Here is an 18508-nt window from a genome sequence, read left to right as displayed (position 1 = left end):
AAAAAGCGACGCTCAAAGCGTCGCTTTTTTTATCTATATATTTTCTGCGCGTTCTTTTGCCCATTCACGCAAAATAAACTTTTGTAATTTGCCGGTCGATGTTTTTGGAATTTCTGTAATGACCACATCTTTAGGAACTTTAAAGCGTGCTAATTCTTTTTGGCAATGTGCAATAATTTCTTCAGGCGTTGCTGTCGCACCCATCTTTAATTCAATAAAAGCACATGGCACTTCTTGCCAACGAGCATCGGGTTTAGCCACTACCGCAGCGGTTAAAACAGCGGGGTGTTTATATAAAACATCTTCTACTTCTAGAGATGAAATATTTTCTCCACCTGAAATAATAATGTCTTTCGAGCGATCAGTAATTTTTGCATAACCATCAGGATGGCAAACGGCTAAATCTCCCGTGTGGAACCATCCGCCAGCAAAAGCTTCTTGGGTGGCTTTCGGGTTTTTTAAATATCCTTTCATGACAATATTGCCACGAAACATTATTTCTCCCATAGTTTGCCCATCATTGGGTACAGGCTGCATTGTTTCTGGGTCTAACACACGCATACTGTCTTGCAATGGATAGGGTACACCTTGACGAGAATGAAGCTGAGCTTGCTCGGCAATTGAAAGCTCATTCCATCCCGATTGCGAAGCACATAAGGCAGAAGGACCATAGGTTTCTGTTAAGCCATACACATGGTTCACATTAATTCCCATATTTCGCATACCTTCAATAATAGCGACAGGTGGAGCTGCTCCGGCAACCATTACTTCAACATGGTGGTCAAAGTTAGTTTGTTTTTCTTTAGGTAAGTTAATAATCATTGAAAGAACAATCGGTGCACCACAGAAATAATCAACTTTATGTTCTGCAATGAGTTGCATGACTAATTCTGGGTCGACTTTGCGCAAACAAATATTGGTCCCACCGCTGGCAGCGATACTCCATGCGAAACACCAGCCATTACAATGGAAAAGCGGTAATGTCCATAAATACACAGCGCGAGGTTTCATTCCGCAGGCCAATATATTACTTGCAGCATTGAGGTAAGCCCCACGATGATGATAAACAACGCCTTTAGGATTACCTGTAGTTCCGGATGTGTAGTTTAAGCTAATTGCATCCCATTCATCTTCTGGTAAATGCCAAGTAAAGTTAATGTCGCCTTGGGCAATCCATTCTTCATATTCAAAAGATCCGATAAACTGATTTTCACCTTCATATTCATCATCAGCTACGTCAATCACAATAATGTGTTGGTCAGGAATAAGAGAGAGGGCTTCTCTTGCTAAATTAACAAATTCAGGGTCAACCAACAGTACTTTGCTTTCAGCATGTTCAAGCATGAAAGCTATTGTTTTTGCATCTAAGCGTGTATTGAGTGTATTGAGTACGGCGCCAGCCATAGGAACTGCAAAATGTGCTTCAACCATGGCTGGAATATTTGGTAATAAGACTGATACCGTATCATTTTTTTTAATTCCCAGTTGTTTGAGCTGAGAAGCAAATTGGCAACAACGTTGATAAGTTTCTTTCCATGAAATTTGGCGCTTACCATGAATAATCGAAGCTTGATTAGGATAAATATAAGCTGCACGCTCTAAGTAGCGTAGAGGTGACAATGCAACAAAGTTTGCGGGTGTGCGTGGTAACTCATCATAAGCACTAACCATGGTAAACAACTCCGTGTTCTATTTTTAATTCATTCTTTGAAAATATGACTTAATACTCATCAAAGCATCTATGCTTTAGTCTTAAAGAGAAATACCCTTCAGTCAGAAAATGAGCAAAAATGCTATTTTCTTCATCTTAAACCACTTGCGTTGAGTGTGTTTAAAAAATCTTCCCAATATATTTTTTAAGTCATTTATTGCTGTTTACCTGATAAGCAAAATGTATTTATGATTTTATGGGTTCAAAGGTTTTCACTTTGCTTGAACAAGTGTAAAATCTTTCAGGTTTTTTTAATTTTGCTTTACACCGTTTTTATATTTTGAGGTTCGCCTCGATCATAATCTCGCGGTGAAATGCTCCTTCGTATAGGGCATCACTCCTTAAGGATTTTTTTATGCCAATTATCACATTGCCAAATGGCGATCAAAAGAATTTTGATCATGCCGTATCTGTTATGGAAGTTGCCCAAAGTATTGGGCCCGGTCTAGCAAAGAATACTGTTGCCGGACGAGTAAATGATCGCTTAGTTGATGCATGTGACTTAATTACCGAAGATTCAACCTTACAAATTATCACTCCAAAAGATGAAGAAGGTCTTGAAATCATTCGCCATTCTTGCGCGCACCTTGTGGGACACGCTGTTAAACAGCTATTCCCTGAAGCCAAGATGGTGATTGGTCCAGTCATTGAAGAAGGTTTTTACTACGACATCTGGATGCCTCGTCCTTTTACATTAGACGATATGGCAGCTATCGAAGAGCGTATGAAAAAGCTCATCGATCAAGATTACGATGTCGTTAAAAAAATGACACCACGTGATGAAGTAATTGCTGAATTTACTGCACGTGGCGAAGAATACAAATTACGCTTGATTGCGGACATGCCAGAAGAAACACAAATGGGCTTGTACTACCATCAAGACTATTTGGACATGTGCCGTGGTCCACACGTACCAAACACCAAATTCTTAAAATCATTCAAGCTGACAAAAATCTCTGGCGCTTACTGGCGCGGTGATGCGAAGAATGAACAGCTTCAACGTATTTATGGTACAGCATGGGCTGATAAGAAACAGCTTGCTGCATACATTAAGCGTATTGAAGAAGCTGAAAAACGCGACCACCGTAAAATTGGTAAAGCTTTAGACTTGTTCCATATGCAAGAAGAAGCACCAGGTATGGTGTTCTGGCATCCAAATGGTTGGACGATTTACCAAGTTCTTGAACAATACATGCGTAAAGTTCAGCAAGACAATGGTTACCTTGAGATTAAAACACCGCAAATCGTAGATTTTACGCTTTGGGAAAAATCAGGTCATGCGGCCAACTACGCTGACAACATGTTTACGACTCATTCTGAAAGTCGTAATTATGCGGTTAAACCAATGAACTGCCCATGTCACGTGCAAGTTTTCAACCAAGGTTTGAAGTCTTACCGTGATTTGCCAATTCGTTTGGCAGAGTTTGGTTCTTGCCATCGTAATGAACCATCTGGTTCTTTACACGGTATTATGCGTGTACGTGGCTTTACACAAGATGATGCTCATATCTTCTGTACGAAAGAACAAATCGGTCAAGAAGTTGCAGACTTTATTAAACTGACACTTGATGTTTATAAAGATTTTGGCTTTGAAGAAGTGCAAATGAAACTTTCTACACGTCCAGAAAAACGTGTAGGTGATGATGCGCTTTGGGATATGGCTGAGAAATCTTTAGCAGATGCTTTAGATGCAGCGGGACTTGAGTGGGAATTACAACCAGGTGAGGGCGCGTTCTACGGTCCGAAAATTGAATTCTCATTGAAAGACTGTCTCGGACGTGTATGGCAATGTGGTACTATTCAGTGTGACTTCAATTTACCAGAACGTTTAGATGCATCTTATGTGACTGAAGACAATGATCGTGATCAGCCTGTTATGTTGCATCGTGCAATTCTTGGCAGTTTTGAACGTTTTATTGGTATACTAATTGAACACTACGCTGGTTTCATGCCACCTTGGTTGTCGCCGTTACAAGCATGTGTTATGAATATTACTGACTCTCAAGCTGAAGCTTGTGAGAAAGTCGTAGCAAAACTCAAAGAAAATGGTCTTCGTGCTATTTCTGACTTGAGAAACGAAAAAATCGGATTTAAGATTCGTGAGCGTACTCTAGAGCGTATTCCTTACCTGTTAGTTCTTGGTGATCGAGAAGTTGAAGAAGGTACAGTGAATGTACGTACGCGCTCAGGAAAAAATTTAGGTACTATGTCAGTAGATGCATTCATTGACTTAGTGAAGTCTGCCGTCGCCGAACGCGGCCGGTATATTGTGGAGTAAGAAAGATTAAACAGCCTGACCGTAACCAACAACAAGGTGCAAAAAGCAACCGTCCAGCAATTAACGATGAGATCCGTGCAAAAGAAGTACGCCTCGTCGGTGCTGAAGGTGAGCAAAAAGGAATTGTTTCATTAAGTGAAGCACTGCGTGCTGCTGAAGAGGTTGAACTTGATCTTGTTGAGATCGTTGCAAACGCCGAGCCGCCTGTTTGTAAAATTATGGATTACAACAAGCACTTGTTTGACCTTAAACAGAAGCAAAAAGATGCGAAGAAAAAACAGCATCAAGTGCAAGTGAAGGAAATCAAACTGCGCCCTGCAACTGATGTTGGTGATTATCAAGTTAAGCTTCGTGCTATTTTGAAATTCCTTGAAGAAGGAAACAAAGTGAAGATCACTTTACGTTTCCGTGGTCGTGAAATGGCTCATCAACAGCTTGGCTTAGCTCAATTGCAAAAAATTGAAGCAGATGTAGCTGAGTTTGGGGTTGTGGAACAAGCACCGAAAATGGAAGGCCGTCAAATGGGTATGTTACTTGGACCGAAAAAGAAAAAGTAATACTCAAAAAAAGCACTGCAAAAGCAGTGCTTTTTTATATCCTCATAACAATAAAAAAAGATTATTTAACTTTTCTCTATTCAGTTTTATTTAAGACAATTGGTGTATTTTTTAAGAAATTCAATTCATGAATTTTATGTATTTTTTAGTGTTGGAAATCTAATCGTCTCTCTTAAAACATGATATAACGCAAGACGCAGTCATGATAACGATGAATAGGAAAATAGAATGATTGATCTATATTATTGGGGAACGCCCAATGGACATAAAATCACAATTGCCTTAGAAGAAATGGGACTGGATTACACCCTTTACCCAATCAATATTTTAGAGAATGACCAATTTCAACCAGATTTCCTGAAAATTTCCCCAAATAATAAAATTCCTGCGATTGTGGATCAAAATGGACCTCGTGGTGAGCCGATATCTATATTTGAATCGGGTGCTATCTTGCAATATTTAGGTCGAAAAACTGGGTTATTTTATCCAGCCGATGAGCAAGAGCGAGTTGAGGTTGAGCAATGGCTTATGTGGCAAATGGGTGGTTTAGGGCCTATGCTTGGGCAAAATCATCATTTCAATCGTTTTGCTCCAGAAAAAATCCCCTATGCTATAGAGCGCTATGTAAATGAGACTAAACGTTTATATGGTGTACTTAATAAGCAATTAATTGGTCAGAAGTTTGTTGCAGGTGAATATTCTATTGCTGATATGGCAATTTTGCCGTGGATTTTACGTTATGAATGGCAAGGTATCCAAATTGAAGACTATCCATACGTACAAGAATATATTGTCCGCTTAACAGCACGTCCAGCCGTTCAGAAAGCACTATCAATTAAAGTAGCTTAATTTCTTGCCTAGATTTAGTAAATGTTTAAAGCGAAAAGTCGTTTGGTGTAATTGATTATGCTGAGTTACTTTTTGCTTTTTATCAGTGCTTTTGGCGCTGCCACATTATTACCTCTACAGTCTGAAGCGGTATTAGTAACCTTATTATTAAAGGGACAATATTCAGCTTTGCTTTTAATCAGTACTGCTACTTTGGGTAATGTATTGGGTTCTTGTGTCAATTGGTGGTTAGGCCTAAAGATAGAGCAGTTTAAACATCGAAAGTGGTTTCCAGTTTCTGAAAAGCGTTTAGAACAAGCCCAGCGCTTTTATCATAAGTATGGCTTTTACTCTTTACTTTTAAGTTGGGCGCCCATCATTGGCGATCCAATTACTTTGGTTGCTGGACTCTTCAAAGAAAATTTTTGGCGCTTCCTTGGTATTGTTATTATTGCTAAAGCAGGGCGCTATTTGTTTATTTACTGGGTGGTGATGGGTTTTATTTAAAATAAAAAAAGCATCCGAAGATGCTTTGATTTATTACTATTTAAATTAATCTTCTGAACTTCTGGTGATATCAACTTTAAATAGATCGTTCGTTTTAATCCAACAGAAAGTCACAACAACCAGAGTCATGCAGCCTCCAAAAATTGTAGCGGTAATCGTGCCTAAATATTTAGCCGCTAAACCTGATTCAAAGGCTCCTAATTCATTACTTGAAGATACAAACATACCGTTTACGGCAGCAACGCGGCCTCGCATATTTTCTGGTGGGAAAATTTGCAAAATGGTTTGTCTTACAACAACAGAAATACTGTCACAAGCGCCTGTCATAGCAAGAGCAAAAAGAGATAACCACATATTGTTTGAGAAGGCGAATAGAATAGTAAATATTCCAAAACCTGCTACAGCAAGTAACATGTTACGCCATGCATGCTGAGTTGGTGGAAAGCGAGTCAAAGCAATCATGGTAATAAGTGCGCCAATAGATGGAGCAGCTCGTAAATATCCAAGCCCTTCTGGACCGACTTTTAATATATCTTCTGCGAAAATTGGTAATAACGCGATAACGCCGCCAAATAAAACAGAAGCTAAATCAAGAGAAATTGCCCAAAGAACAATTTTGGTTTTCCAGATAAAACGGAAACCTTCTCCTAAGCTTTCTAAAATATTGTCAGTTTCAATTTTAGGGAAATTACGTTTATGCAATAAGTTAATTAAAATAAAGCAAATACCAAGTAAAACAGCAACGCTAAATAGGCTGGTTTCTCTGCCTAAATAAGCAAGCATAAAACCACCCAGCATTGGTCCAATAATTACACCACTTTGCCAACCAATGGTTGTCCATGTCGCACCATTTGCATAAAGTTCGCGTGGAATTAAAAATGGTTTTAAAGATGTTGCAGAAGGATTGTAGAAACCACGGATTGTTCCTAAGCCAAAAATAACAGCATAAATGCCCCAAGAAAGGAAGATAACACTGATATGCCCTAAACCATGTAAGTGGAAAAGTAACCATAAAACCAGGGGAAGGGGAACCGAGAAAAATAAACAGATTTTCATAATAATCTGTTTATTAAACCTATCTGCAAAATAGCCTCCCCAAAGAGAAAGGGCAATAAACGGAATAGCCTCTGCAAGTCCGATTAAACCTAAAGTTAGTGGGTCTTTGGTGATTTGATATAATGAATAGGCAACAATAATTTCTTGAATCAAAATTGCGAGCGTTAAGCAAAACTGATTGATCGTAACGATAGAGAAGTCTCGATACCGTAATGCAGCGAAAGCATCATTTTGTATATTCATATTCTTTTGAATTTAAGAGATTGCACTTATTATAGGCGATGATTTTGTGGATTTTCTCGTAATTTGATAATTGATTATAGAAAATATCGTTTATATAAAATACACAATTTACTATCAAAAAATGAGCATTTTACTTTTGTTTTAAGTTGGGATGCTTTAGAATATCGGCTCCCTTACCTGCAGGTCGTTTTTGCAATGGTGCAAACGTTCCGAACAGGTGTTCAAAAGAGGTTGTTATGCCTAAGATGAAAACTCGCCGCGGTGCTGCTAAACGCTTCAAAGCGACTGCACACGGTTTCAAGCGCAAACAAGCATTTAAGCGCCACATTTTGACCAAAAAATCTGCTAAACGTATCCGTCAATTACGCGGCTGTGTAATGGTTCATGTTTCTGACGTGAACTCAGTTCGTCGTATGTGCCCATACATCTAAGGAGATTATAAATGGCTCGTGTAAAACGTGGTGTAGTGGCTCATCGTCGTCACAAAAAAATTCTTGCTCGCGCTAAAGGTTACTATGGTGCTCGTTCACGCGTTTACCGCGTAGCGTTCCAAGCGGTAATCAAAGCTGGTCAATACGCTTATCGTGACCGCCGTCAAAAGAAACGTCAATTCCGTGCTCTATGGATTGCGCGTATCAATGCTGGTGCTCGTCAAAACGGTTTGTCTTACAGCCGTATGATCGATGGCTTGAAAAAAGCTCAAGTGATCATCGACCGTCGCGTATTAGCTGACATCGCTATGCATGATGCAGTAGCATTTGCTGCTTTAGCTGAAAAAGCTAAAGGTGCATTAGCTGCATAAGCTTAGAGATTCAAAAAAAGGCCGCTTTTTAGCGGTCTTTTTTATTTTTAGTGGTTTTATTTTAAAAAAGAAAATAATCAGAGATAAATGATGAAAGACGAAAAATTTCTAAATAACTTAATACAAAAAGTACAGCAAGGTCACCAGTTTAAGTACTTATGTTTCTGGGGGCATACTCCTAAACAAGCTGATCTTGTTGATAAAAGCTGTTTTAGCCAGTGGTTTCCTGCGCAACTTAAAGTAGAAGGTGAGGAATACTTTACTACTGAGCACTATATGATGGCGCAAAAAGCAAAATTATTTAATGATGAAGAAATTTTTGCACAGATTTTGCAGGTTAAACATCCGAATGAGGTGAAACAGCTAGGTCGTAAAGTACGTAGTTATGACGAACAGATATGGCGAGAAAAACGTTTTGACATAGTGATGCAGGCGAACTTTGCTAAATTCTCCCAGCATCTTGAACTGAAAAAATTCTTATTAGCCACAAAAGACCGTATTTTGGTTGAAGCATCTCCAGTCGATAAAATTTGGGGAGTTGGTATGGCACAAGACCATCCACATATTCAAGATCCATCTCAATGGCAAGGCTTAAATTTGTTGGGTTTTGCTCTAATGCATGTTCGAGAGCGGCTTTTAGCTGAATAAGTTTGTATGAAACAAATTAGTGCTTTACTTTAAAAGTAGTGACATGAGGGGGACGAATTGCAATTACTAAATGAAAGAGAAATTCGTATAGCTACTTTTAAGGATGCATTATCTATTGCAGAAGTACATGTGCAGTGTTGGAAAGAAACCTATACAGGTATGCTTAAGCAGGAAATATTAGATGAGCTTAAAGTACTAGATAAAGAACAGTTATGGAAAGAAATCACCAAAAGCCCTGATCATAAGTTATTTATCTATACTGAAAATGGAATAGTGAAAGGCTTTCTCGATGGTTACTTAAATCCAGAGAATAATATTGCTGAAATTCTTGCTTTTTATCTTTTGAAAGAAATCCAAAGGCAAGGTATAGGACAAGAGTTGTTTCAAAAGTTTTATCAATGTGCTTTAAATCATAGGTGCAGTTTTATTCGTTTAGAAGTTTTTAATAAAAATCCAAGCCGTTTCTTCTATGAAAAAATGGGAGCTAAAATAATTGGCGAAACCGAACTACCTGAGTTCGGTTTCGAAATAACAGAATTACTTTATCAATGGAAACTTTAATCTGAGTTAAAGCCCAAAATAATAAGCCAGAGCACAAATAATAATCGTTAGAATAATCAGCTTAATAACGCCTGAACCAGTGCCTTTATGGTGGTGAGATTTCAACTGTTGTGGAATTTCATTTGATTGTTCAAACGGAGAGACCTTAGCAACTGGAATTATTTGAGCTGTTTGGTAGTGATTAGCAGCTTTAACAATAAGTTTGGCAAACAAATCATCAGTCTTTTGCGTAAAATTTCTTAAATTAATGAGTTGTTCTTGGTCTAGCTCTTCTCCTAACGGATCATTTGCAAGACGTTTTTTCTGTTCTAAATAATTGGCTAATGCTTGAGTACGAGATAAAAGTTGGTGAGCATAATCTGCAGGATAAGTCTCTGGAATTAAAGCAAGCCTTTGTTCTTGGCTCGTAATGTTGGTGCCATCAAAGTAAGTTTTTTGAAATTCTGGTTCCTCAAAGCCTGCTGCATATTTACTACGAAATAATTCACTCTCCATAAAATCAGCTATTTCTTGCCATGGTGGATTTTTTAAATCTGCGTCTACTTTTTTTGATAATTTTTCATTGAGTTCAAAACGCCAGAAAGTTTCTAAACGAAGCTCGCAGGTTTGTGAAGCTGGGGCTTCAAACTCATTGTCATTGTTATACCATTCAGCAAGTTCATGGCCGAAAATCCATGCAAATTTCTTATCATTTTGATGGCTAACAATAAAATGAGTATAAGGCAAAAGCTCAACGTTGCTGTTTGGATTTTGCTCTTCATTTAGAAGGCTTGATAAATGTAAACTGAGCTGAGTGGTACCTTGTTTTTTTAGGGCCTCTAGCCAAACTTGAAAGTGTTGAGCAAGTAAATGCTGCGAAGCTAAGTCACGAAACTGAAAACTATGGTGGTCAAAAATATGATGTTGTCGCCATTGGGTGAAGCTTAAATTTTGGCGGAGGTATTCATTACCATACGTCACAAGCGTAAGTTGTTGTTTCCAAATTTGATTGAGCGCCATAATAGTTGATCTCATTGACGATGCTATTATCTTATACGTTTTATCTTTTTGTTGCCTAATACATTTTTCATGATGGATAAACTTCATCAATCTGATGAAAAACTGTTAGAATGCAGTGTTTTATTATATTTTTTTAATTTGTTGCTTTGAGAGTTAATATGTCACTGGAAGCCCTGACCACAGAAGCGCTTGCTGCCATTGCAGCAGCTCAAGACCTTGTTGCACTTGATCAGGTGCGTGTGCAATTTACAGGGAAAAAAAGCCAGCTTGCAGAACAATCGAAAGCATTAGGGAAAATGGACCCTGAAGAACGCAAAGTACAAGGTGCTGCGATTCATGCTGTTCGAGAAACAATTAATACTGCTTTAACAGAACGTCAAGCGGCATTACAACAGGCAGCACTTGAGCAAAAACTAGCAAGTGAAACGATTGATATTACTTTGCCGGGCCGCGGTCAACGCGTTGGTACAGTTCACCCTGTCACTCAAGTACAAGAAAGAATTTGTCAGTTCTTCACTAAAGCTGGTTTTACAGTTGCGACTGGTCCAGAAGTTGAAGATGACTATCATAATTTTGAAGCATTAAATATTCCTGGTCACCATCCAGCGCGTGCTATGCACGATACTTTCTATTTTGATGCCACTCATTTACTGCGTACGCATACGTCTGGTGTACAGATTCGTACAATGGAAACAAGTGAGCCACCAATTCGTATTGTATGCCCTGGGCGTGTTTATCGTTGTGACTCGGATCAGACGCATTCGCCAATGTTCCATCAGATCGAAGGCTTGTATGTTGCTGAGAACACCAGCTTTGCTGAATTAAAAGGTTTATTAATTAACCTGCTGAATGAATTTTTCGAGAAAGATTTAAAGGTACGTTTCCGTCCATCATATTTCCCGTTTACTGAGCCAAGTGCAGAAGTAGATATTATGGATGAACGCGGCCGTTGGTTAGAGGTTTTAGGCTGTGGCATGGTGCATCCAAATGTATTAAGTGCTGCGGGTATTGATCCTGATAAATACAAAGGCTTTGCTTTTGGTTTAGGGGTAGAGCGCTTTGCTATGTTGCGTTATGGCATTAATGACTTGCGTATGTTCTATCAAAATGATGTGCGTTTCTTACGCCAATTTGCCTAACAGTTTTTCAGGATTAAAAAAGGTTTATAAAGATGAAGATTAGCGAAAATTGGCTACGCACATGGGTTAATCCAGCAATTGATAGTGATACATTGTCTGATCAGTTGACGATGCTTGGTCTTGAAGTTGATGAATTGGCACCTGTGGCTAAACCATTTACGGGTGTAGTAATCGGTGAAGTGCTCACGGTTGAGCAGCATCCAGACGCAGATCGTTTGCGCGTTACAACTGTGAATATTGGTTCGGGTGAGCCACTACAAATTGTTTGTGGTGCACCAAATGTCCGTGCTGGAATGAAAGCACCTGTGGCAACCATTGGCGCGGTATTACCTGGTGATTTTAAAATCAAAAAAGGTAAGCTTCGTGGTGTTGAGTCACAAGGAATGCTTTGTGGAGCTTCTGAGATTGATCTAGAAGATAAAATCGATGGTTTACTTGAATTACCAGCTGATGCTCCAGTAGGCGTAAATATCCGTGAATACTTAAAACTTGACGACAATGTTATTGATATCAGTATTACACCGAACCGTGGTGACTGTTTTAGTATTCGTGGTATTGCTCGTGAAATTGCAGTTATTAATAAGCTGCAAATGAATGAACCTGAAATCAAGTCAGTTGATGCCACCATTGCTGATGAGAAAAAAGTAGTTATCAGTACTGATGGAGCTCCACGTTATTTAGGGCGTGTAGTTAAGAATGTTAATGTAAAAGCTGCTACTCCTGAGTGGATGGAACAAGCTTTAGCGCGTTCAGGAATTCGTACTCATAGTATTTTGGTTGATGTGACTAACTATGTCTTAATGGAATTGGGTCAACCAATGCATGCATTCGATTTGTCTAAAATCGAAGGGACTGTACATGTTCGTCAAGCAATACAACAAGAAAAGTTACAACTCTTGAATGATCAAGAAGTTGAGTTGCAAGAAGATATAATGGTAATTGCTGATGACCAAAAAGCTTTGGCAATTGCTGGAATTATGGGTGGCTTGGCATCAAGTGTAACCGATGATACAACTGATATTTTCCTAGAAAGTGCTTTCTTCGCGCCACTCGCGATTGCTGGTCGTGCTCGTCGTTTCGGTTTACATACTGATTCTTCGCAGCGTTATGAACGTGGGGTAGATTTTGAGTTACCTTTACTTGCCATGAATCGTGCTTCTCAGCTTATTCAAGAGTTAGCAGGCGGCGAGTTTGGTCCAATTACTGTAGCTGAAAAAACTGATCTACTGCCTAAGCGTGAAGCAATTGAATTGAAACAAGCTCAGGTAGACCAATTGTTGGGATATCAAGTTGCGGGTGAGTTCATTGCAGATGCTTTAACTCGACTAGGGTGTAAGGTAACAGTTAAGGCTGAAGGTGAATGGAGTGTAGTGCCCCCATCACATCGTTACGATATGGCTATTTATCAAGACTTAATTGAAGAAGTAGCGCGTATTGATGGTTATGACAATATCCAGATTAGCTTACCAAGCATGGATGTTAAGTTTGCTAAATATCAAGATCGCTTTGAACTTGCTGAATTGCGTCAAACAATCGTGACTTTAGGTTATCAAGAAGCAATTAGCTTTAGCTTTGCTGATGCGAAACTTGAAAAGCAATTAAATCCTGAAGTTAAGCCATTGATGTTAGCAAATCCAATTTCAAGTGATTTGGCCGCAATGCGTAGTACTTTACTTTCTAGTTTAATTCCTTGCGTACAATATAACCTCAACCGTCAGCAAAATCGCGTGCGCTTTTTCGAGTTCGGGCTACGTTTTGATTATCAAAATGCGAAGAACATTGAAGACTTACAACAGACTCCTACTCTGGCTCTAATTGCAGTAGGCTCGCAAAAACCAGAAACATGGCATTCTAAGCCTCAACCAATGGATTTCTTCGATTTCAAAGGAGAGGTTGAAGAGATTTTAGCTGCTGGTCGCGTCAAAGTTGAATATGTGCGTTCAGAGCGTGCATGGTTGCATCCAGGGCAGTCTGCTGAAATTTTAGTTGATGGACAATCAATTGGTTACTTAGGTCGTTTGCATCCATCTTTAGAAAATGAGCTAGATTTAAGCACAACTTGGGTTGCTGAACTCGATCAAACAGCTGTTTTGCAATCTTATGTATCTAATTTTACAGAATTATCACGTTTTCCTTCGATCAGACGTGATATTGCGCTTTTAATCTCTGATAATATAAATGTTAGAGATATTCAGCAGTTAATCGAACAAACTGGTGGAGAGCTTTTAGACTCTACATGGCTGTTCGATGTGTATACGGGGCAGGGTGTCGAAGAAGGTAAGCGCTCATTAGCGTTTGCACTATTATGGCAACATCCTTCACGTACGCTTGAAGATGCTGAAATTAAATCTGGTATGGACAATATAATCCAAGTGTTAGAAAACACTTATCAAGCGACATTGAGGGCCTCATGACAGCATTAACTAAAGCAGACATGGCTGATCATTTAAGTGAGTTAACCAGCTTAAATCGCCGTGAAGCAAAACAAATGGTCGAGTTGTTCTTCGACGAAATTAGCCAAGCACTTATTGCAGGAGAGCAGGTTAAGCTCTCTGGTTTTGGTAATTTCGAGTTAAGAGATAAACGCGAACGTCCAGGACGTAATCCTAAAACAGGTGAAGAAATTCCAATTTCGGCACGTAGGGTAGTGACCTTTAGAGCAGGTCAGAAGTTTAGACAACGCGTTGGAAATGAGCAGATCGATTGATCTGCTTTTTTTATTTATAGTTTTTATATTTTTCTAAAATTTAGACATAAAAAAAGAGGACAAAATGTCCTCTTTTTTCTAATCTAAGTATAGATTAGTGTGCAGCAGAAGCAGCAGCAGGTGCAGAAGCAGCAGGTGCAGAAGCAGCAGCATCAACAGCTGTAGAAGCAGCAGTAGCAGCTTCAGAAGCAGCAGTAGCAGCAGTAGAAGCAGCAGCTACAGCTTCAGAAGCAGCAGCAGCAGGAGCTTCTTCTTTCTTAGAACAACCAACGAAAGCTAAAGTAGCAGCAACAGCAGCAGCAACAGCAAATTTTTTGAATAACATGGCATCACTCTCACAAAAAAGATTTGAGATTAAAAAAACCTAAGTTGGACTGTTTTGCTTTTATTATTCCTAAAACGTAGCTAGGTAACAACGCATGGAGCAGTCTAACTGGTCTGCCGCTATGCTATCACTGCAAATGCTGAAATACTACTGTCGTCTATCAAAAAAACGTATGAAAAAGAGAAAAACAGTCTGTTTTTTAACAGAAAAAAACAATCAATCAGTCCGACTGTATTGGAAAAGGTAGAGATAAGCTACTAAAAAACTTAATTTTTTTAATTCAAAAATATTTATTATCAAAAGCTTATAAATAATTTTACATAAAAAACTGCAAAATGTATCTTTGTGTAAAGTTTGTCAACCAAATAAAAAGCCACTCAAAAGAGTGGCTTTTTATGGAAGATTAATCGATTAAGTTGAAGCTTTACGTTTCATTTGATCGAAGAAATCATCATTTGTTTTAGTTTCTTTCATACGGTCAAGTAAGAATTCCATGGCCGCCAACTCATCCATAGGATGGAGAAGCTTACGGAGGATCCAAACTTTACGTAAGTTATCATCATCCATTAAACGCTCTTCACGACGGGTGCCGGATTTCTTAATGTTCATGGCAGGGAAGACGCGTTTTTCAGCGATACGGCGATCAAGAGTAATCTCTTGGTTACCTGTACCTTTGAATTCTTCATAAATGACGTCATCCATTTTACTGCCTGTTTCAATCAAAGCAGTTGAGATGATCGTAAGAGATCCACCTTCTTCAATATTACGTGCAGCACCGAAGAAGCGTTTAGGGCGTTCTAATGCATGAGCATCCACACCACCAGTTAATACTTTACCTGATGAAGGAATGACAGTGTTATATGCACGCGCTAAACGGGTAATCGAGTCAAGCAGAATCACAACGTCTTTTTTATGTTCAACAAGACGTTTTGCTTTTTCAATTACCATTTCTGCAACTTGTACGTGGCGAGCTGGAGCTTCATCGAATGTTGAAGCAATGACTTCACCGCGAACAGTACGTTCCATTTCAGTTACTTCTTCTGGACGCTCGTCAATTAATAGAACAATCAGGAATACTTCAGGATTGTTTCTAACAATAGATTGAGCAATATTTTGAAGTAACATTGTTTTGCCCGCTTTTGGCGGTGCAACAATAATAGAACGTTGCCCTTTACCAATTGGCGCAACTAAATCAACAACACGAGCAGTTAAATCTTCTGTCGTACCATTACCTAGTTCCATAACCAATTGTTCAGTCGGGAAAAGTGGAGTTAAGTTTTCAAATAGAATTTTATTTCGAGAATTTTCTGGCGTGTCATAGTTAATCTGGTTAACTTTGAGCAACGCAAAATAACGCTCACCTTCTTTTGGAGGGCGAATAGTACCTGTGATGGTATCACCTGTACGCAAGTTAAAGCGTCGGATTTGTGAGGGACTCACATAAATATCATCCGGACCTGCTAAATACGAACCTGCGGCAGATCGCAAAAAACCAAAACCATCAGAGAGAATTTCAAGAACGCCATCACCAAAAATTTCTTCGCCATTCATCGCATGGCGTTTCAAAATGGCAAAGATAATATCTTGCTTTCGGTTACGAGCCATACCTTCCAGGCCCATAAATTCAGCAATTTTAATTAATTCACCAATTGGTTTTTTCTTGAGTTCAGTTAAATTCATAAGGGTCAGAATTAGGAAAGAGTAGAGTGTGGTTTAAAAAGAAGAAAAATCGCTCGCATACAAAAAAGATTATCGCAATTGTATTTACACAATAACAATTCAGAAGTCTGATTGATTGTTTCGAAGAAAAATGTGAAAAAACAATTTCTGTTGCCGAGTGGCGATCTTTATGTTTGTGTCTTGTAAGAAGCCGGACGAAGATGATTCCCTTCAGTGCCTCTTGAGCATGCAATATAAGCCAGCTTGGTTAATTTGTCAATTTATAGCCGAAAAAAATACGCTATAAAAAAGTATAGCGTATTTTCATTCTTAGCATTTTGACTTAAACATTTTCATCAATAAAGCTAACAAGTTTAGAGCGAGGTACAGCACCAATTTGTTGAGCTACAACCTCACCATTTTTGAAAAGTAATAAAGCAGGAATATTACGGATATTGTATTTCACCGCAATATCTTCGCAAGAAGTCACATCAACTTTAACAATTTTTACTTTACCAGCATATTCACTTGATAGGTCTTCAAGAACAGGTGCAATTGCTTTACAAGGTGCACACCAACCTGCCCAGAAGTCAACAAGTACTGGTGTTTCAGCATCTAGAACATCTGCTTGGAAGTTATCATCAGTTGTATTTACAATAGTCGCAGACATGGTACGGCTCCAATTTTTAGAAAAAAGTGCTATTACTACAGGAGAAATTTATCTCTATCAGTATTACATAGCTACTTAGTTCAATGTAAGGGTTTGATGCTATTATTCAAGGCTTCACTAAATTTGTCTAATGGATGCTCACGATATTCATCATCGACTTGTACAATCAACTCATAAATAGAAAAATATAAATGACAGTTAATTGTTGATGAAAATGACTTTTCAATTGCATTCGTGTGAATTACTCTAGGCGTGAATTGTTATGGGTTTAGTTCAATAATGTCTGACTTTCTGATTGATGAAGAATTACTTGCCGCCATAGATATGGGGTCGAACAGTTTTCACCTTGCAATTGCACGGGTAGATCATGGTGAAGTTAAAAAAGTTGCTTCGATGTCAGAAAAAGTACAGCTTGCAGCTGGTTTAGATGAGAATAAAAATTTAACAGAAGCTGCTCAGCAACGTGGTTTGGCATGTCTAGCACGTTTTGTCGGAAGATTGAGTTCGGTTCAACCTAATCGTTTACGAATTGTGGCTACAAATGCCTTGCGTCAGGCAAAAAATGGACATGAATTTATTCAAAAAGCTGCAGAAATTTTACCTAAACCTATTGAAATTATTGCAGGACGAGAAGAAGCCCGTCTGATCTATCTGGGCGTATCGCATACAATGGCCAATGGCGGGCGTCGCTTAGTCGTCGATATTGGTGGTGGTTCTACTGAATTCATTATCGGCGAAGAGTTTGAACCTATTTACACAGAATCATTACAAATGGGTTGTGTGGCCTATACAACAGCTTACTTTTCTGATGGGGAAATTACCCAGAAATCATTTGATAAAGCAGTAGTTGCTGCCCGTAAAGAACTTTCTGCTATTGCAACGACTTATAAAATGGAAGGATGGGATACTGTCGTTGGTTCGAGTGGAACGATTAAAGCCTGCCGCCAAATTATGGTGAATATGGGCTTAAGTGATGAACAAGAAAATGTCACTCGGGAAGGGCTATATAAACTTAAAGATAAACTGCTTAAGTTTAAAAATGTTTCTGAAATTGATTTTGAAGGGTTAAGAGAAGATCGACGAGCAGTTTTGCCAGCCGGATTGGCAATTTTGTACGCAGTTTTTGAAGTTCTAGAAATTGATCGTTTGGCATATTCAGATGGTGCTTTACGCGAAGGTGTTATGTATGACCTATTAGGTCGATTTAAACATGAAGATATCCGCGACCGCAGTGTCCAAGCCCTAATGGGCCGTTATAATGCCGATCCTAAACAAGCAGAACGTGTGGTCAAAACAGCACAACACCTATTTGATGGTGTGGCGAAATCCCTGAATTTAACTAGTGAAGACAGTGACTTACTGCGTCGATCAGCTTATTTGCATGAAATTGGTTTAGCAATTAGTCATGGTGGTTATCATCGCCATGGTGCTTATTTATTACAGCATTCTGATATTCCTGGTTTCTCACAAATTGATCAAAATCATCTTTCACATTTAGTTGCTCATCATCGTCGTAAATTGCGAAATGATGTAAAAAACGAAATTTTGAAGGCTGGTGGTCATAAATTACTTTACTTAAGTTTATTGCTTCGCCTAGCAGTTTTACTCAACCATAGTCGAAGTGATCAGATGCTTCCTGCCATTGAACTGACCATCATAAATGATCAACAATGGCAGCTTAGTGTTTCTGGTGATGCCAAACAATGGCCATTGTTAGTTGCCGACTTGCACGATGAGCAAGAGCAGTTTAAGCATTGGGACATTGAATTGAATATTCAGTCGGAAAAATTTATCGATTAAAGGGATAATATTCGACCT

General features: G+C 38.8%; 19 protein-coding genes. 13 read left to right on the top strand and 6 right to left on the bottom strand.

All coding sequences use genetic code 11. The annotated features are described in order from the left end of the window. Positions 1–33: 33 nt before the first annotated feature. Complete coding sequence (locus tag OD757_RS12945) at positions 34–1671, bottom strand: acyl-CoA synthetase (RefSeq protein WP_263032131.1); 1638 nt, start codon at positions 1669–1671, stop codon at positions 34–36. A gap of 395 nt (positions 1672–2066) precedes the next feature. On the opposite strand from OD757_RS12945, the gene thrS reads away from it, so the two are divergent. The 4 genes from thrS to OD757_RS12925 all read left to right on the top strand — a co-directional run bounded on the left by thrS (position 2067) and on the right by OD757_RS12925 (position 5881). After that, the gene (thrS, locus tag OD757_RS12940) at positions 2067–3989 is read left to right on the top strand and encodes a threonine--tRNA ligase (RefSeq protein ID WP_263032130.1); all 1923 of its coding nucleotides are present in this window, start codon (positions 2067–2069) and stop codon (positions 3987–3989) included. Positions 3990–3994: 5 nt separating this feature from the next. Then, entirely contained in the window at positions 3995–4546 is a 552-nt protein-coding gene (gene infC / locus OD757_RS12935; protein ID WP_080592984.1) for a translation initiation factor IF-3, read from the top strand. A 228-nt stretch (positions 4547–4774) separates the two neighbouring features. Continuing rightward, on the top strand, positions 4775–5395 hold the full coding sequence (locus OD757_RS12930) for a glutathione S-transferase N-terminal domain-containing protein (RefSeq protein ID WP_009390762.1): 621 nt from the start codon (positions 4775–4777) through the stop codon (positions 5393–5395). A gap of 57 nt (positions 5396–5452) precedes the next feature. Further along, the gene (locus OD757_RS12925) at positions 5453–5881 is read left to right on the top strand and encodes a YqaA family protein (protein WP_004794540.1); all 429 of its coding nucleotides are present in this window, start codon (positions 5453–5455) and stop codon (positions 5879–5881) included. Between the two features lie 45 nt (positions 5882–5926). On the opposite strand, the gene nreB is transcribed toward OD757_RS12925, so the two are convergent. Next, entirely contained in the window at positions 5927–7180 is a 1254-nt protein-coding gene (nreB, locus tag OD757_RS12920) for a nickel resistance MFS transporter NreB (RefSeq protein ID WP_263032129.1), read from the bottom strand. Positions 7181–7416: 236 nt separating this feature from the next. On the opposite strand from nreB, the gene rpmI reads away from it, so the two are divergent. The 4 genes from rpmI (at position 7417) to OD757_RS12900 (ending at position 9191) form a co-directional block, all read left to right on the top strand. Continuing rightward, on the top strand, positions 7417–7611 hold the full coding sequence (gene rpmI / locus OD757_RS12915) for a 50S ribosomal protein L35 (protein ID WP_003655048.1): 195 nt from the start codon (positions 7417–7419) through the stop codon (positions 7609–7611). 11 nt (positions 7612–7622) lie between these two features. Then, the gene (gene rplT / locus OD757_RS12910; protein ID WP_000124858.1) at positions 7623–7982 is read left to right on the top strand and encodes a 50S ribosomal protein L20; all 360 of its coding nucleotides are present in this window, start codon (positions 7623–7625) and stop codon (positions 7980–7982) included. A gap of 90 nt (positions 7983–8072) precedes the next feature. After that, complete coding sequence (locus tag OD757_RS12905) at positions 8073–8630, top strand: NADAR family protein (protein ID WP_263032128.1); 558 nt, start codon at positions 8073–8075, stop codon at positions 8628–8630. A gap of 57 nt (positions 8631–8687) precedes the next feature. Continuing rightward, positions 8688–9191 (top strand): GNAT family N-acetyltransferase, encoded by a 504-nt coding sequence (locus OD757_RS12900; RefSeq protein WP_263032127.1) that lies wholly within the window; start codon positions 8688–8690, stop codon positions 9189–9191. A 6-nt stretch (positions 9192–9197) separates the two neighbouring features. Here OD757_RS12900 and OD757_RS12895 read toward each other — a convergent pair whose 3' ends face one another. Next, positions 9198–10190, bottom strand: coding sequence for a hypothetical protein (locus OD757_RS12895; RefSeq protein WP_263032126.1), 993 nt, complete (start codon positions 10188–10190; stop codon positions 9198–9200). 158 nt (positions 10191–10348) lie between these two features. Here OD757_RS12895 and pheS point away from each other — a divergent pair, with 158 nt between their 5' ends. Genes pheS through OD757_RS12880 form a run of 3 tightly spaced genes read left to right on the top strand, consistent with a single transcriptional unit; the run spans position 10349 to position 14036 of the window. Beyond that, entirely contained in the window at positions 10349–11329 is a 981-nt protein-coding gene (gene pheS / locus OD757_RS12890; RefSeq protein ID WP_004794529.1) for a phenylalanine--tRNA ligase subunit alpha, read from the top strand. A gap of 32 nt (positions 11330–11361) precedes the next feature. Then, positions 11362–13743 (top strand): phenylalanine--tRNA ligase subunit beta, encoded by a 2382-nt coding sequence (gene pheT, locus OD757_RS12885; protein ID WP_263032125.1) that lies wholly within the window; start codon positions 11362–11364, stop codon positions 13741–13743. After that, positions 13740–14036: an integration host factor subunit alpha gene (locus OD757_RS12880; protein ID WP_000126166.1), complete on the top strand. Its 297-nt coding sequence runs from the start codon at positions 13740–13742 to the stop codon at positions 14034–14036. Before pheT ends, OD757_RS12880 begins: the two co-directional genes overlap by 4 nt. A 94-nt stretch (positions 14037–14130) precedes the next feature. Here the strand turns inward: OD757_RS12880 and OD757_RS12875 are convergent, their stop codons facing one another. Beyond that, the gene (locus tag OD757_RS12875) at positions 14131–14361 is read right to left on the bottom strand and encodes a hypothetical protein (RefSeq protein WP_263032124.1); all 231 of its coding nucleotides are present in this window, start codon (positions 14359–14361) and stop codon (positions 14131–14133) included. A gap of 94 nt (positions 14362–14455) precedes the next feature. Here OD757_RS12875 and OD757_RS12870 point away from each other — a divergent pair, with 94 nt between their 5' ends. Beyond that, entirely contained in the window at positions 14456–14608 is a 153-nt protein-coding gene (locus OD757_RS12870) for a hypothetical protein (RefSeq protein ID WP_081400098.1), read from the top strand. A 164-nt stretch (positions 14609–14772) separates the two neighbouring features. On the opposite strand, the gene rho is transcribed toward OD757_RS12870, so the two are convergent. Together rho and trxA are read right to left on the bottom strand one after the other, a co-directional pair. Further along, positions 14773–16041 (bottom strand): transcription termination factor Rho, encoded by a 1269-nt coding sequence (gene rho / locus OD757_RS12865; RefSeq protein ID WP_004794523.1) that lies wholly within the window; start codon positions 16039–16041, stop codon positions 14773–14775. Between the two features lie 322 nt (positions 16042–16363). Next, positions 16364–16690 carry a thioredoxin gene (gene trxA / locus OD757_RS12860; protein WP_003655060.1) on the bottom strand — a complete coding sequence of 109 codons (327 nt, stop codon included), beginning with the start codon at positions 16688–16690 and terminating at the stop codon, positions 16364–16366. A 279-nt stretch (positions 16691–16969) separates the two neighbouring features. Here trxA and ppx point away from each other — a divergent pair, with 279 nt between their 5' ends. Beyond that, positions 16970–18490 carry an exopolyphosphatase gene (gene ppx / locus OD757_RS12855; RefSeq protein WP_009390850.1) on the top strand — a complete coding sequence of 507 codons (1521 nt, stop codon included), beginning with the start codon at positions 16970–16972 and terminating at the stop codon, positions 18488–18490. Positions 18491–18508 lie beyond the last annotated feature (18 nt).

Source organism: Acinetobacter sp. AYS6, from assembly GCF_025630795.1.
Taxonomy (GTDB): domain Bacteria; phylum Pseudomonadota; class Gammaproteobacteria; order Pseudomonadales; family Moraxellaceae; genus Acinetobacter.
This window is presented reverse-complemented; position numbering and strand designations above follow the sequence as displayed.